The sequence below is a fragment of the Candidatus Lariskella endosymbiont of Hedychridium roseum genome (assembly GCF_964020185.1).
Lineage (GTDB): Bacteria > Pseudomonadota > Alphaproteobacteria > Rickettsiales > Midichloriaceae > Lariskella.
In genome coordinates this window covers 83392-97074 of the sequence record NZ_OZ026538.1, presented here as the reverse complement: position 1 = coordinate 97074, position 13683 = coordinate 83392, and the positions used below count along the sequence as shown (strand labels likewise).

The following is a 13683-nucleotide window of genomic DNA, read 5'->3' as shown; positions in this document are numbered from 1 at the left end:
GAATAATGTAATATTTTAAAGTTTTCACCGCAAACTGACTCAATCCTGCAGATGTGCACCTAGAGCACAACTACAAGACAAACAACAAAAACACAAGCAGTATAGTACCGAACAAAATGATCTACAACTTGCACCATATATGCCACAGTTAATCAGAAAAATTTTCTGGCGCTTTATCTATTTCAACAAAACGACCAGCTCTTACTTCATATATTGAAAATAATCTAGAAGTGAAGCCATCTTCGGTAAATTTAAACACACCAGTTGCACCTTCAAAACCATTGCTATTCATTAAACTTCCAGAATTTAATTGTATATCAGCATCAGATTGTGTACTAACACCAGTTATTAAAGCAACAGCATCGTATGCAATAGACGCATTTCTTGGCGGTACATAACCAAACCTACTTTTAAACCTTTGTTCAAAGGCAATCTTCATATTCTGTGGCGAATCTGTTATCCATGCCCCTTCTAGATCTGGAAGACTTTTTGTAGGATAATTCATCCAAAGAGAAGTACCAAGCTTCTTCAACTGCAGCAGATTCTGCCCACCAACCAATTTGACATTTTCTGCGACATAGTCCAGCCTTGGGCCACCCTCAGGGATTAACAATGCAACATTCATAAATTTATCTTCAGAACGCTTAGCAGCTTGTTGTTTGTAAAGATCCGCCACTACATTTTTCACCTCTAAGACTGCTTGATTAAAACTAGCATCTTTATCATTTCCATCAACATCATATGTACGAACACCAAGCAGATTTACTCTTGTTTTATTGTCATATAAATCCTTATATATACCTTGCCCGTAGTGTGTATTAGGTAAAAGCGCATAAATATCAGTATATCCCTGAGACTTCGCATACTGCATTAGTCTATCTACCTGCTGCTTTGGAACAAAATCTAAAAAGTATAGACCAGGATATTGTGAAATCTCATCTTGCCCTCCAAGCGCCATGATCAAAACGTTACGATCTTTAGCATATTCTTGATAAACAAGCTCAGCTCTTTCTCTATTGAGAGGGCCAATTATCACATCGATTTCCTGACTCTTTAATTTAGCAATCGCTTTCTTCATGCTTTGCTCATCAGAACCTGTGTCGATTGATACCAGATTAACCTTCTTTACATTTAAATCCTCAAGCGCTAAATAAGCAGCATCCTGCATACCACGGCCATCAGACTTATCAACTGAAATTGGCGCCATTATAGCAACATTTAGATTTGTTTTTTTTATAACAAAATCTTTTCTTGGTTTAAATTGATTAGCTGCTGTAGAAAGCGGAGTTGGCGCTGCAGATGATGTACTCTCTTTACCTACCGCATTAGTTTTCCCAGATGAAGTACTACTATTTGTAGTGACGCTCGGCTTACCCTTACTTTTGCTTTTAGAAGGTTGATGCACACTCTCTTTAGTGTTAACATCCTTTTTGCCAAAAGGCATATGATCACAGGCGCTAAGTGCTAGACAAATAAACACAGCACATAGCACGCCTTTGTAAACGTTAAGATTTCGCATGACTGATAAGATTTTAGGTTATTTATGGTTGAGTATAGCCGCATCAAAGTTGTAACACAAGGTGATAAATTGGTGGATAATAGACCATTAGAAAGTGGAATGTATATAGTAGCAACACCGATAGGGAATATGAGAGACATTACGCTGAGAGCTCTTGACACGCTGAATGCCGTAGATCTCATAGCTTGCGAAGATACAAGAGTGACAAATAAATTACTATGTTATCATAATATTAAAAAATCACTTTTGGTATATAATGATCATTCCTCTCAGTATGAAAGAGATAAAATTGTTAATTTAATACAAAGCGGGAAAAGCATTGCGCTTGTCTCAGATGCTGGATCACCACTCATAGCAGATCCTGGCTTCAAGCTTATTCGGCTACTCAAACTATCCAATATAAATATTGAGGTGATACCTGGTCCCTGCTCTTTAATTGCCGCACTTTCAATATCTGGACTTGCAACTGATAGATTTTTATTTTGTGGCTTCGTAAGCAAAAAAAAATCTGAAATCAGAAAAGAATTTGAAACAGCCAAGGAAGCTTGTGCAACATTAATATTTTTTGTTACAGCAAACGATCTAACAAGTATTCTAGCAGAAGCTATAGATATTTTTGGTGACAGAGAGTGCACCGTTGTGCGAGAATTAACTAAAGTGTATGAGGAAAGTAAGCTTGGCACACTCTCTGAAGTTTTCACCTTTTACCAGATCAATGCACCACGCGGGGAACTGATACTTTTAATTTCTGGGAAAAAGAAAGCAACAGAAGATACTCAAGAATTCGCTAAGCAACTTTTAATATGTTTATCAAACGAAATGACTCTTAAGGATGCTGTAACAGAAGTAGCTAAACAGTGTAATATACAAAAGAGAGAAGTTTATAAAATGGCTCTTGCATTAGGGATATTTGAAAGACCACAAACTGACCAGCAAAAAGTTATCTAGCATTATTTCTGGAATGTAGTTAATGATCACTAAACAGAATTTCTTGAAGATGTTTAATTCTCACATATTTATGCAAGAAGAACCTTATAATGTGATCTATATACTAATTAACACTAAATATCTACTTGGCAATAATTGCCCTACAGTCGCCTTAAAAATTATAAAACAATCTTTTAATCATATAAAACGAAATCAAGATGTTAAAAAAAACTAAGAAAGTTTTTATATCTGTTGGAGAGGCATCAGGCGATTTGCTTGGCTCTAAACTGATGATGGCTGTGCGCGGTAAATCCGCTCATATTACAGCAGAAGACCATACTGGCACCAACAAGCCTAGTTATAGCTCTGGCATGTCAGCTTGCCAAGCAACAGAAAACTATGACATACCAATAGAGTTCTCTGGTATAGGCGGATATAAAATGGAAGAATTGGGCATTAAAAGCTCGTTCTCTATGCATGAGCTTTCAGTTATTGGGTTTTTAGAAGTAATCCCAAGAATTTACAATATACTCAAGAGACTGCAACAAACCGTAGACTTCATATTAGAATCAAAGCCAGATATGATCATCACAATAGATTCTCCCGGCTTTCATTTTAGACTTGTGAAGCAATTACGCAAACTTGATGTAAAGATACCGATTATTCACTATATTGCTCCAACAGTTTGGGCCTATGCACCAAAAAGAGCTCAAATAGTAAGCAATCTATACGACCACATTATTTTAATCTTACCATTTGAAAAACAGTATTTTGATGCAGTAGATATTTCATCAACTTTTATAGGACATCCGTCACTTGAAAACGCAAAGCAAGATAAAGAATCTGCAATACATAGAGGAACAAAACAATCTGACGTGCAGATATCCATCATGCTAGGCAGCAGAGATGGAGAAATACAGCGCCACCTACCAGAAATCACAAAAGCAGTCATTGAACTGAGCAAAAAATATGAAAAAAAGTTGACCGTAGTATTTCCAACATTACAGCGCTTTAATTATCTTATACAAAATCACTTCAATGACATTACCGATCAGTTACATGGAGCAACCATTCTGGTCACATCATCAGAAAATACCAAAAATGCACTGATAGCTCATAGCGACGTTGCAATAGTAAAATCTGGAACTTCAGTAATAGAACTACTTAAGTTTGATATACCAATGGTGGTTATATACAAACTATCTTGGCTTACAGCGTTCATTTTAAAGCATAGATTAACAATACCGCACGTAGCACTTTGTAATATAGTAGCAGGAGAAAAAATAGTACCAGAGCTATTGCAGTCGGATATGAATTATAAGAATATAGTAGCAGAAATAGAAATATTATTAAATGACGAGAATGCTAGAGCAAAACAACTAGCAGGATATGACAAAGTGAAGCGTCTTTTACGCGCAGATCACAGCCCTCAAGCAAGTGAAATCGCTGCAGAACTTGTTCTCTCGATGCTACAGATCTAATCTAGCGCTAGCTTCTGATTAATCACACGCACAAATCGTTGCGTCATAATGCTTGTAATGCAAGATTTATGTGAGTCGCAAGTATACTATAAAGTCCATCCGCCAAAAATTTATTTGCGTAACAAATCAACTTTTGTATATATACGCCTAAAAACACCGCTTTCACAAAATCCGTAAGGTTTTTGCGTTTTATTATAACATTTTTTTTGCGGTTTCATGCTTGTTTCGAGGCTTTTTGCGTGCGTGCTAGTTTAACAGTGGCACTATGCTAATTTTTTGATGTATAATTTATCAGGTACTTACCAAAATACTACTTAACAAAATCTACAAGGTTTTTTGCAATTTTGCCATATTTTCTACTGGATTTTATGTGCCTCATAATTTCTTACAACCAACATGAATACTCTATTTCTTAGAGTGATGACGTAGGAGACGAGATCGTTAGATATCCATAGAAAAGGAATTACCACAGCCGCATTTAGCTTTTGCTTTTGGATTTATTACAACAAAGCTTGCGCTTCCCAAATCTTCAACATAGTCAATACTGCAGCCGGAAAGTAGATCAAGTGAAACACTATCTATAACTACTGTAGCTCCACTGTGTTCAAAAATCACATCATCTTCAGATTTAGTAGCGCCCGCATCAAATATATATTGAAATCCGGAACAGCCTCCACCATCAACAGCGACTCTTAGTACTGGTGGTGTGGAATCAGATTTAGCTATTTCTAAAATTCTTGATGCCGCCGCATCTGTTATAGTGAAAACCATCACTTTCTATTAATAAAATAATTAGAAATGTCTTGTTTACTGTTATACGCAAATATTTCAAGCTTGCTTGTTGCGCCGCTGATTAGCGCATTTATAGATAATGCAAGCTTGCTATTATCTAATCATTAGTGTGCAGCAGACTTTTCGGCAATACAAAGAGTGGTATGCCATTTTACTAGGCACTTTGCTAACAGTGCCTACTTTAGTAGTAGCGCTTACAACATATCTAGTTGTTGCGTCATTTTGAAGACACACGGGACTACCTACTTTGCAAATTGTGTGATACTTCTTCTGGCTCGATTTTCGCACATATGTAGATGAATTGCCAATGATATTTTATGATTGGCAACTTACACGATCTAGAGGTTTGATAAAATATATAGACAAAGTACTCCTGCGAAGAAGAGTTTTAAACTGTATGGTTTATATAACAATTTGACCTTTTATCACTGTTAGCTTATATGAGTTGCTTAGACAAAAATATCACTCCCTGCAATCGTATTTGCTACTTTGTTTATGTATTATAGAGTATACTCATAATACTTTTCAAAATTGGCCTTAAGGTAAAAGCTTGAATTTATGAGGGCTATTAATAAGACAACTGATATGAAACAAAAGAAAGAGAAGCTATCAACTACGCAGCAGTAGTAGCTTCCTTTTTCGCTATAGCTTTGATGATCCTTTTTTTTAGAACCCTTGCCTCTGGAGCTAATTTAGAGTTAGGTTTTGATAGAAGATATGCGTCAATTCCATGATTATGTTCAACGCTCCTAACGCTGTTTGTAGTCATGCGTAGTGTAACAAACCCTCCAAGGGCTTCACTTATAAGAGAAAAATTTTGCATGTTAGGCAAAAATCTTCTCCTAGTCTTGCGATTTGAATGAGAAACATTATTTCCGCTCAATACACCCTTTTTGGGGTTAATGCTGTCAATTTTTGCCATAACAAAAGTAATTAATAAAAACTTAAATTGAAACTGGCTGGGGCGGGTGGATTCGAACCACCGCATGCTGGTATCAAAGACCAGTGCCTTGCCGCTTGGCTACGCCCCAAGATTCTATTGGCGATCGCTCACTGCCCAAAACCGACTAGGTGAAACAAAAGTCGGGCACGAAAAGCTCATGCCCGCAGAGCTTAACCAAATGTAACAAAAGATCGCAACTTTAAAAAACAAAAATGCAATGTGATGAGTAACAACTTTAGAGACGGTCACTCAAAAAACACAAGCTAAAAGCGTGGCGCACAAAAAGAGAATAGGCCTAAACGCAACGTATATTGACTACCAATATCTAGCTAAACTGTCAACTCATTTTTCTACTTAACGGAATAAAATGTTAATTGGGGAAACAGTGATTTTGCACTCAGAATCGTTCAGTATTACGCTTGACTAACGCAAATTACTAATTCCCTTTATAATCAGCAATGCATCTAAATATTTTGAAAATAGAGTCATGAGTTGTTTTCTTAAAGTTTTCGAAAGATAAAATTTAATGATTTTTGCAAAGGTCGATATGTTGTCACTTGTTACTAAAGTGGCAAAATTGTATTGCGCTGCCGGCAGTGCAATAATAAAAGCTGTAACTAAAATAGGTGCGGCTTTTGTTGTAACAAGTTTTCGAAAAATATGTTAAGTAGGCCAAATAACCAGCAAATACGATTGCAAAATATTAAAAATGAGCTATTATACTACCCTTGAATTGGTGCAAATCCAAATCTGGTATGGTTCTTGCATACTTGCGAAATTATCAAAAACAGCATAATACTCATATACTAATCAATAGCAAAATCTAAATTAAACCATGTTCTCAAGTCTTGGCGATAGTCTAACAAAAATTTTCGATAGGCTGAAAGGTAATTTAGTACTTTCTGAGAGCAATATTGCTGAAGCTATTAGAGAAATAAGAATAGCATTACTTGAATCTGATGTTGCTTTTTTAGTTGTGAAAGGGGTAATAGAAAAAATTCAACAGAAGGCTATTGGACAGAAAGTTTTAGATAGCGTCTCTCCTGCTCAGATGTTCGTGAAAATAGTACATGATGAACTGATTGCCATAATATCAAGCGAAGATAATAGATTAGACTTCTCTTCAAAAGATGACCCTGTTGGATTTTTGATGGTTGGGCTTCAGGGTGCGGGTAAAACAACTACTACTGCAAAACTAGCGCTTAGGTTGCGTCAGAAGTATAAGAAGAGCGTACTTCTTGTCTCATTAGACACGTCAAGGCCTGCTGCACAAAAACAGCTTGAGTTGCTTGCAAAGCAGCTTAGCATTTCATCGCTGCCAATAATACAGGGCCAAGGTCCTATGGAGATTGCAAAAAGAGCACAAAGCGTTGCAAGAGAGATGAATGCAGATATAATACTGTTTGATACAGCTGGTCGTATGCATACTGATGATGCACTTATGAATGAGTTGATAAGTTTACAAAAATTCATAGAGCCGAAGGAAGTATTACTTGTAGTAGATTCTATGCTTGGTCAAGATGCAGCAAAAATTGCAAAAACCTTTGTCGAGCAAATTGCATTGACTGGCATTATCCTAACAAAAGCAGACGGTGATGCAAAAGGTGGCGCGGCCTTGAGTATGAGAGTGATCACAGGAATGCCAATAAAATTTATGGGTGTTGGCGAAAAACCTGGAGATCTTGAAGAATTTGATCCTGAACGTACAATCAGTAGAATACTTGGCATGGGCGATATAGTAGCTCTTGTTGAGAAAGCTTCGGAAAACATATCTGAGAAAGAAGCAGAAAAGATAACATCTAGATTCCAAAAAGGCCTTTTCGATATGAATGACCTTGCTGCACAATTAAAAACTTTGCGTAAAATGGGAGGACTTGGTTCATTACTCAGGATGATACCAGGCCTTGGGAAAATCAAACAATCTATGCAAAATGCTAAAATTGATGAACGTGTTTTGTTACATCAGCAGGCTATAATACAATCAATGACTCCATGGGAGAGAAAAAATCCAAAGATGATAAATGCTTCACGCAAACGGCGTATATCTAAGGGTTCTGGGACTAGTGTTCAAGAAATAAATAAGCTAATAAAGCAATGCATTGAAATGCAAGGCATGGTCAAAAAGTTTAGCAAAATGGATCAAGGACAAATGCAAAAAATGCAAAAAATGCAAAACATGATGAACATGATGAACATTAAATTTCAATGAAGAGATTATTGTGGTATGAGTAACAAACTAAGTGCTGGTAATAAAAATAATACTACAGTGCAAAAAGAAGAAAATAATGATCATCATGAGACATTAAATGATACGGTTAAGAATGTGAAATTTGAAGTAGGATCTAAATTGTATAAAGCGCTAAGAGCAAATATAAGGCGCAGAAAGCAACTGCGAAACACAGATCAGAAGTAAGATGCGTTGTCTGATTATTTACTAGGTATTTTTAAAAGTTTTGTTTGTAACTTAATGCTGATTTTTGTCTTTTTACGTAACTTATGACTTGTTGAAGATATCTAAAAACATTGCTAATTTCGTTTTTATCTGTTAGTCAAATTCCTAACCTCGTATGTTCTAAGTTGATTATAGTGCTTTTTGTTTGTACTTCTTGTGTTATAAGCAGAATTAGCTGATAATCCCACGGGTGGATTAGACTTCTTCTTAAAACTCGATTACAGATGAGGCAAGTGCAGTGTACACGTAGTGCATGAGTATCCACTTAAAGGCTAAGGATGCGATAAAGCAATTGGCAACTGGAACAAGCGTTTGAAGAAGAAGTCTATTGTAGGATTATTAAAAAATAAAAATATGATTAAATACTGTTAATTATGCATTTTCATAAATTAGCGCTTTGTGCTCTTATAGTTTTGTTCGTAGTCGGATGCTCAGTGCGGAGAATTAATTCGGGATATCAATATGAAAATGCTGATCTTCAGAGCATTGTGAAATCACAATCTACATCAGACGATGTGAACAGGATACTAGGTACTCCTACCGTTACTTCAGATTTCGGTCCTAAGACTTTCTTTTATATGGGGGCGAAATACGATAAGATCGCGTTCTTTGATCCTAGGCTAATAGATCAAAAGATAATCGCAATCTCTTTCAATAACAATGATGTTGTTAATGATATACGCTTTTATGGAACAGAAGATAGTAGAATGGTCGTCTTTAGCAAGGATAGCATCGTAATTAAAGGGAATGAAGTAAGCTTGTTCAGGCAGCTCTTTAGAAATCTAGGAAGGTTTAATAGGTCTCCTAGCAATTTATGAAGAGTGTTAAATTAATTGCTTTGCTAGGCATTTTACCTAACACATTAAAAACACAAAGTTAAACATTCTGTTTGCTTTTTAAGAAGAGCGAGGTTACGAGTATCATCCGCTTTTTACACGTTTTGTGAATTTGTATCTTAATGCGTATAGCGAAAAACTTGATGTTTGTAACTTATGGAAACAATAATTATAGCTTTAGCTTCACTGTTTTTTGTTCTCCTGTCGCAGTTCTTTGTGTATAGGAAAGTATCTATATTTGCAGGGAGAAGTGGCGCTCTTGAGGAGCTAACAAAGCAAATAACAGAACTAACATACCTTAGTGTATCGAATAAAACACAAATTGAGAGCTTGCAATCTCATATATCAGAACAGCTGAAAGTAAGTAGAGATATTCAACAGGAACAGCTAAAATTCATTAGTGATGCTCTTGAAAAACTTAAAACAGCAAATGATCTACATGCAGATAGAATGAGACAGACAGTAGATTCTAAACTTCTTGATATACAGCATAGCAATGATAAAAAACTTGAAGAGATGAGAAAGACTGTGGATGAAAAGTTGCATAGCACTTTGGAGCAACGCCTTAATCAGTCATTCAAACTTGTTAGTGATAAGCTTGAAATGTTGCATAAAGGGCTTGGACAGATGCAGAGTATTTCATCACAGGTTGTAGATCTAAAAAATATTCTTTCAAACGTGAAAACTAGAGGTATTTGGGGCGAGGTACAGCTAAAATCTATTATAGAGCAGATAATGACCCCTGAGCAATACCTGGAAAACATAAATGTAGTCCCAGGGAGTCAAGAGAGAGTCGAATATGCAGTCAGACTCCCTGGTAGAGATAATTCTGGAGATATTTTGCTCCCTATTGATGCCAAATTTCCTCTTGAAGATTATCAGCGTTTAATAGAAGCCCAAAAAACTGGAGATGTTAATCGAATCAAAGAGTATGCTAGTAATTTAAAAAAGGTTGTAAAGAAACAAGCAAAAACTATTAGTGAGAAATATATAAAGGATCCATATACTACGGATTTTGCTATTATGTTCATGGCAACTGAAGGGCTTTATGCAGAAGTGCTGCAAGAGCCTGGAATAGTTGAGGAGCTGCAAAGTAGTTATAGAGTTATTATTGCAGGGCCCGCGACTATCAGTGCTATGCTAAGCAGTTTAAAAATGGGCTTTAAGACTTTAGCAATTGAGAGAAAGTCAAAAGAGCTTTGGGCGCTTCTTGCTCCGCTTAAATCCCAGTTTAATAATTTTGGTACTCTTCTTGGCAAAACAAGACTGAAGCTAGAACAGGCGACCGAAACAATTGTAAAAGTTGAAAATGAAACGAGGAAAATACAGAATAATTTTCAAAATATAGAGAGCTCCTCTGCAGCAAACGTTGTAGAATTGGATGTAGAACATCTTCCAAGTATTTAAATTGAAGTGTCTTAAGAGCAAATTTTCAGATTATTGACATGCTAAATTCTATAGTTAAATGGGCTGCTTTTTTGTTTGGTGCCTGTTTATTGTTTGTCATTTTTTCATTACAGCTAATTATATTTTTCAGTCATGACTTGCCGGATTATCAGCAACTTGCAGATTATGATCCACCAGGTATAACGAGACTTTATTCACACAGCGGTGAAGTTTTGTCTGAATATGCCATGGAAAAACGTACATTTGTACCGATATCAGAAGTGCCAACGATTGTAATTAATGCGTTTTTGGCTGCTGAAGATAAGAATTTCTTTCAACATCCTGGTGTGGATTTATACAGCACTATTAGAGCTGCGATACAAAGCGTGCTTAACTTAGCGGCTAGCAAAAGAGTTGTGGGCGGTTCTACAATTACACAGCAGGTTGTGAAGGATTTTTTGCTTACAAACGAACGCAGTATATCTAGAAAAATCAAAGAAGCTATCCTTGCTTATAGAATTAGTAAGATATATTCAAAGCATAGGATACTTGAACTATACTTAAACCAGATTTTCTTAGGTAATAACTCATATGGTATTGTAACTGCAGCTCAAAATTATTTTGATAAAGATCTAAAAGATCTGAATATCGCAGAAGCTGCAATGCTTGCTGCGTTGCCTAAAGCTCCTTCTACTCTTAATCCATTTACTAATTACTCGAAAGCAAAAATAAGACGTGATTGGGTAATTGAACGAATGGCAGAGGAGGAAATGATTACCGATAGAGAGGCTGCAAAATATATTAAGCAAAAAATATTGCTGCGTACGAAGCGTATGTTGCAAGAACATGGTGAAAGTTTTTATACAGAGTCTGTCAAACAAGAGCTTGTTAAAATGTTTGGAGAGCATGATGTTGTATCTAAGGGATTTGTTGTAAACACAAATTTGGATATTGAGCTGCAAAGATTTGCTGATGAGTCTTTCAAAAAAGGATTGATTGGATACGATAAGAAACATGGGTGGCGTGGTCCTATAGATAAAATCTCAAGTAGTGAAATAGCAAATTGGCAAAATGTTATATCAAGATATTCAGCAGTGGCTATAGAAAATAACCTAGATGTCGCAATAGTGCTGAAGATAGCGAATAATAGAGCTATTATAGGTCTTCCGAATTCATCACAAGGATTTATTGCATTCGATGATGTAAAGTGGGCTAGAAAAAATCTAAAGAATCAAACATTAGGGCCGCAATTAAATAGTATCTCTGAAGTATTAAATGCTGGACATGTGATTTTTGTTAAAAATATTGAAGGCGATAAATACACACTTGAACAAGTTCCAGATGTGGAAGGTGGTATGGTAGTTATGGAGCCATATACAGGTAAAGTTCTAGCAATGGTTGGTGGCTTTAATGGAAATAAAACATATTTTAATCGCGCAATCCAAGCAGAGCGTCAGCCAGGTTCCGCGTTTAAACCATTGGTATATCTTGCGGCGTTGGAGCAAAATATACAGCCAAACACAATAATACTAGATGAGCCAATTTCTGTTAGCCAAGGAAAGGGAATGCCAAATTGGTCGCCAAAGAATTATAATGCAAATTTCTTGGGGCCCATTACTTTGCGAACGGCGCTTGAAAAATCTAGGAATACTCCGACTGTAAGGATTATGTTAACAGTTGGATTGCCATCAATTATAGAACTTGCTAATCGTTTTGGAGTATATAAAAAAAGCAAAGCTGCTTATTCAATTGCACTTGGAGCATTTGAAACAACTCTTATGGAAATAACTAATGCATATAATACAGTTGCAAGTGGTGGTCTTGCAGTCACTCCGAAACTTATAGAGAGCATATATGATAGGCGTGGGAATATGATCTATAGGTCGGAAGATATAATTTGTAAGTCTTGCACATCAGATCTGATAAGTAGCATAGCAGATGGTAGTATATATGAAGATGCAGAATTACCTGATATAGAATACCCTACATATAGATTGGTGGATACTGACACGAACTACCAATTTGTTTCTTTGTTAGAAGGCGCTATGCGAAGGGGAACAGGCGCAAAGGCGAATGTGCTTGGAATTCCAGTTGCAGGAAAGACAGGCACAACAAATGATAGTTTTGACGCATGGTTTGTAGGATTTACGCCATATATAATTGTTGGTGTTTATGTTGGATTTGATAAACCAAGAACTCTTGGGGCGAGAGAGACTGGTTCTACAGTTGCATTACCTATTTTTATAGATTTTATGCAAAAAGCTTGTGCTAAAATGCCAGCATTAGAATTTGCAATTCCAGATGGTATTGCGCTTAAAGCTGTAAATAAAAGAACTGGTAGAGTATTGGAGGAAGAAGACTATGAGGTAGCAAAATCTGATATCATAATTGAGGCATTCAAAAAGAATCATTCTTGGTCTCATGCATTTAGAGATAGATCTGAGGAAAATTTGGAAGAGTCGATTCCTCATTATAACCTAGGAGAAATATTATCCACTTTAGATGAAGAAGAGTAGATTTCATGGAAGATTTTAATAAGCATAAGAAATATCTTCAATCTTTTGCTGTAAGAGGGAGGTCTTTAAGTCCTGATCAAAATTATTTAATGCTAGATGTTCTCAAAAAATTTTCTGCTTCTGTAAATTGTGAAAGGATTTTTGAAAATATAGAGCAATGTGAGAGAAAAATAAATTTTGAGATAGGGTTTGGTGATGGAAAAAATTTGATAGAACGTGCTACTAAATTTCCAGAACAAATATTCATAGGCTGTGAGATATATAAAAAAGGGTTATTTAGAGTTGCTTCATATATCAAAGATAATGATGCTGCAAATATATACTTTTATGAAGGTGATGGGCGTGAGTTTATTGCAAAAATCCCAGATAATTCTTTATTTAGGATCTATATTTTATTTCCAGATCCTTGGCCAAAGGTAAGACATAATAAACGTAGAATAATAAATTCAGGTTCTTTAAAGCTATTTGCAAGCAAAATGCGGTCTGATGGTTTATTGTATACTGCAACAGATGATAGAGGCTATGCAGAGCATATGTTGTGCTGCTTTGAGAATAATGATTTTACAATAAAAAATTTACCTAGATATTGTAAGTCAGTAGAAGATAAGTTAAATGCGCTAGAGAAACCTTCAGACTGGAGAGAGACTAAGTATGAGGCTAAAGCTATAGAATTATCTAAAAAAATCTTCTATATAGTCGCAATGAAGATTTAATGTTACATTTACAAGGTTCACGTTCTATAGCTATTTGCACAATATGTGTGATGTTTAGCTGCTAGAGTTGTGTTATCTATTTGTTTATGAACTTATTATCTTACAATTTTATGTTGTT

The 13683-nt window shown here is 35.8% G+C and carries 11 protein-coding genes and 1 tRNA gene; 8 read left to right on the top strand and 4 right to left on the bottom strand.

From position 1 onward, the window contains the following. Positions 1-148: 148 nt before the first annotated feature. On the bottom strand, positions 149-1444 hold the full coding sequence (locus AACK98_RS00445) for a penicillin-binding protein activator (RefSeq protein WP_339041445.1): 1296 nt from the start codon (positions 1442-1444) through the stop codon (positions 149-151). Between the two features lie 99 nt (positions 1445-1543). Between AACK98_RS00445 and rsmI the strand changes: the two genes are divergently transcribed. Then, entirely contained in the window at positions 1544-2467 is a 924-nt protein-coding gene (rsmI, locus tag AACK98_RS00440; protein WP_339041443.1) for a 16S rRNA (cytidine(1402)-2'-O)-methyltransferase, read from the top strand. A 197-nt stretch (positions 2468-2664) separates the two neighbouring features. After that, positions 2665-3927, top strand: coding sequence for a lipid-A-disaccharide synthase (lpxB, locus tag AACK98_RS00435; RefSeq protein WP_339041441.1), 1263 nt, complete (start codon positions 2665-2667; stop codon positions 3925-3927). A 441-nt stretch (positions 3928-4368) separates the two neighbouring features. On the opposite strand, the gene AACK98_RS00430 is transcribed toward lpxB, so the two are convergent. The 3 genes from AACK98_RS00430 to AACK98_RS00420 all read right to left on the bottom strand — a co-directional run bounded on the left by AACK98_RS00430 (position 4369) and on the right by AACK98_RS00420 (position 5750). Continuing rightward, entirely contained in the window at positions 4369-4698 is a 330-nt protein-coding gene (locus AACK98_RS00430) for an iron-sulfur cluster assembly accessory protein (RefSeq protein ID WP_339042720.1), read from the bottom strand. A 634-nt stretch (positions 4699-5332) separates the two neighbouring features. Then, complete coding sequence (rpmB, locus tag AACK98_RS00425; RefSeq protein WP_339041439.1) at positions 5333-5641, bottom strand: 50S ribosomal protein L28; 309 nt, start codon at positions 5639-5641, stop codon at positions 5333-5335. 34 nt (positions 5642-5675) lie between these two features. Beyond that, positions 5676-5750: transfer RNA gene (locus AACK98_RS00420), tRNA-Gln, on the bottom strand. A 747-nt stretch (positions 5751-6497) separates the two neighbouring features. Here AACK98_RS00420 and ffh point away from each other — a divergent pair. The 6 genes from ffh (at position 6498) to trmB (ending at position 13565) form a co-directional block, all read left to right on the top strand. Then, the gene (ffh, locus tag AACK98_RS00415) at positions 6498-7871 is read left to right on the top strand and encodes a signal recognition particle protein (RefSeq protein ID WP_339041437.1); all 1374 of its coding nucleotides are present in this window, start codon (positions 6498-6500) and stop codon (positions 7869-7871) included. Positions 7872-7886: 15 nt separating this feature from the next. Next, positions 7887-8075 carry a hypothetical protein gene (locus tag AACK98_RS00410; RefSeq protein WP_339041435.1) on the top strand — a complete coding sequence of 63 codons (189 nt, stop codon included), beginning with the start codon at positions 7887-7889 and terminating at the stop codon, positions 8073-8075. A gap of 413 nt (positions 8076-8488) precedes the next feature. Further along, entirely contained in the window at positions 8489-8932 is a 444-nt protein-coding gene (locus tag AACK98_RS00405; RefSeq protein WP_339041433.1) for an outer membrane protein assembly factor BamE, read from the top strand. Between the two features lie 234 nt (positions 8933-9166). Continuing rightward, positions 9167-10357 carry a DNA recombination protein RmuC gene (locus AACK98_RS00400; RefSeq protein WP_339041430.1) on the top strand — a complete coding sequence of 397 codons (1191 nt, stop codon included), beginning with the start codon at positions 9167-9169 and terminating at the stop codon, positions 10355-10357. A gap of 137 nt (positions 10358-10494) precedes the next feature. Then, positions 10495-12852: a PBP1A family penicillin-binding protein gene (locus tag AACK98_RS00395; protein ID WP_339041428.1), complete on the top strand. Its 2358-nt coding sequence runs from the start codon at positions 10495-10497 to the stop codon at positions 12850-12852. Between the two features lie 5 nt (positions 12853-12857). Then, positions 12858-13565, top strand: coding sequence for a tRNA (guanosine(46)-N7)-methyltransferase TrmB (gene trmB, locus AACK98_RS00390; RefSeq protein WP_339041426.1), 708 nt, complete (start codon positions 12858-12860; stop codon positions 13563-13565). Positions 13566-13683: the final 118 nt, after the last annotated feature.

Coding starts and splice junctions, on each gene's coding strand:
- AACK98_RS00445 (WP_339041445.1), bottom strand. CDS start 1,444: ATGCCTTTTGGCAAAAAGGATGTTAACACTAAAGAGAGTGTGCATCAA.
- rsmI (WP_339041443.1), top strand. CDS start 1,544: ATGGTTGAGTATAGCCGCATCAAAGTTGTAACACAAGGTGATAAATTG.
- lpxB (WP_339041441.1), top strand. CDS start 2,665: ATGTTAAAAAAAACTAAGAAAGTTTTTATATCTGTTGGAGAGGCATCA.
- AACK98_RS00430 (WP_339042720.1), bottom strand. CDS start 4,698: ATGGTTTTCACTATAACAGATGCGGCGGCATCAAGAATTTTAGAAATA.
- rpmB (WP_339041439.1), bottom strand. CDS start 5,641: ATGGCAAAAATTGACAGCATTAACCCCAAAAAGGGTGTATTGAGCGGA.
- ffh (WP_339041437.1), top strand. CDS start 6,498: ATGTTCTCAAGTCTTGGCGATAGTCTAACAAAAATTTTCGATAGGCTG.
- AACK98_RS00410 (WP_339041435.1), top strand. CDS start 7,887: ATGAGTAACAAACTAAGTGCTGGTAATAAAAATAATACTACAGTGCAA.
- AACK98_RS00405 (WP_339041433.1), top strand. CDS start 8,489: ATGCATTTTCATAAATTAGCGCTTTGTGCTCTTATAGTTTTGTTCGTA.
- trmB (WP_339041426.1), top strand. CDS start 12,858: ATGGAAGATTTTAATAAGCATAAGAAATATCTTCAATCTTTTGCTGTA.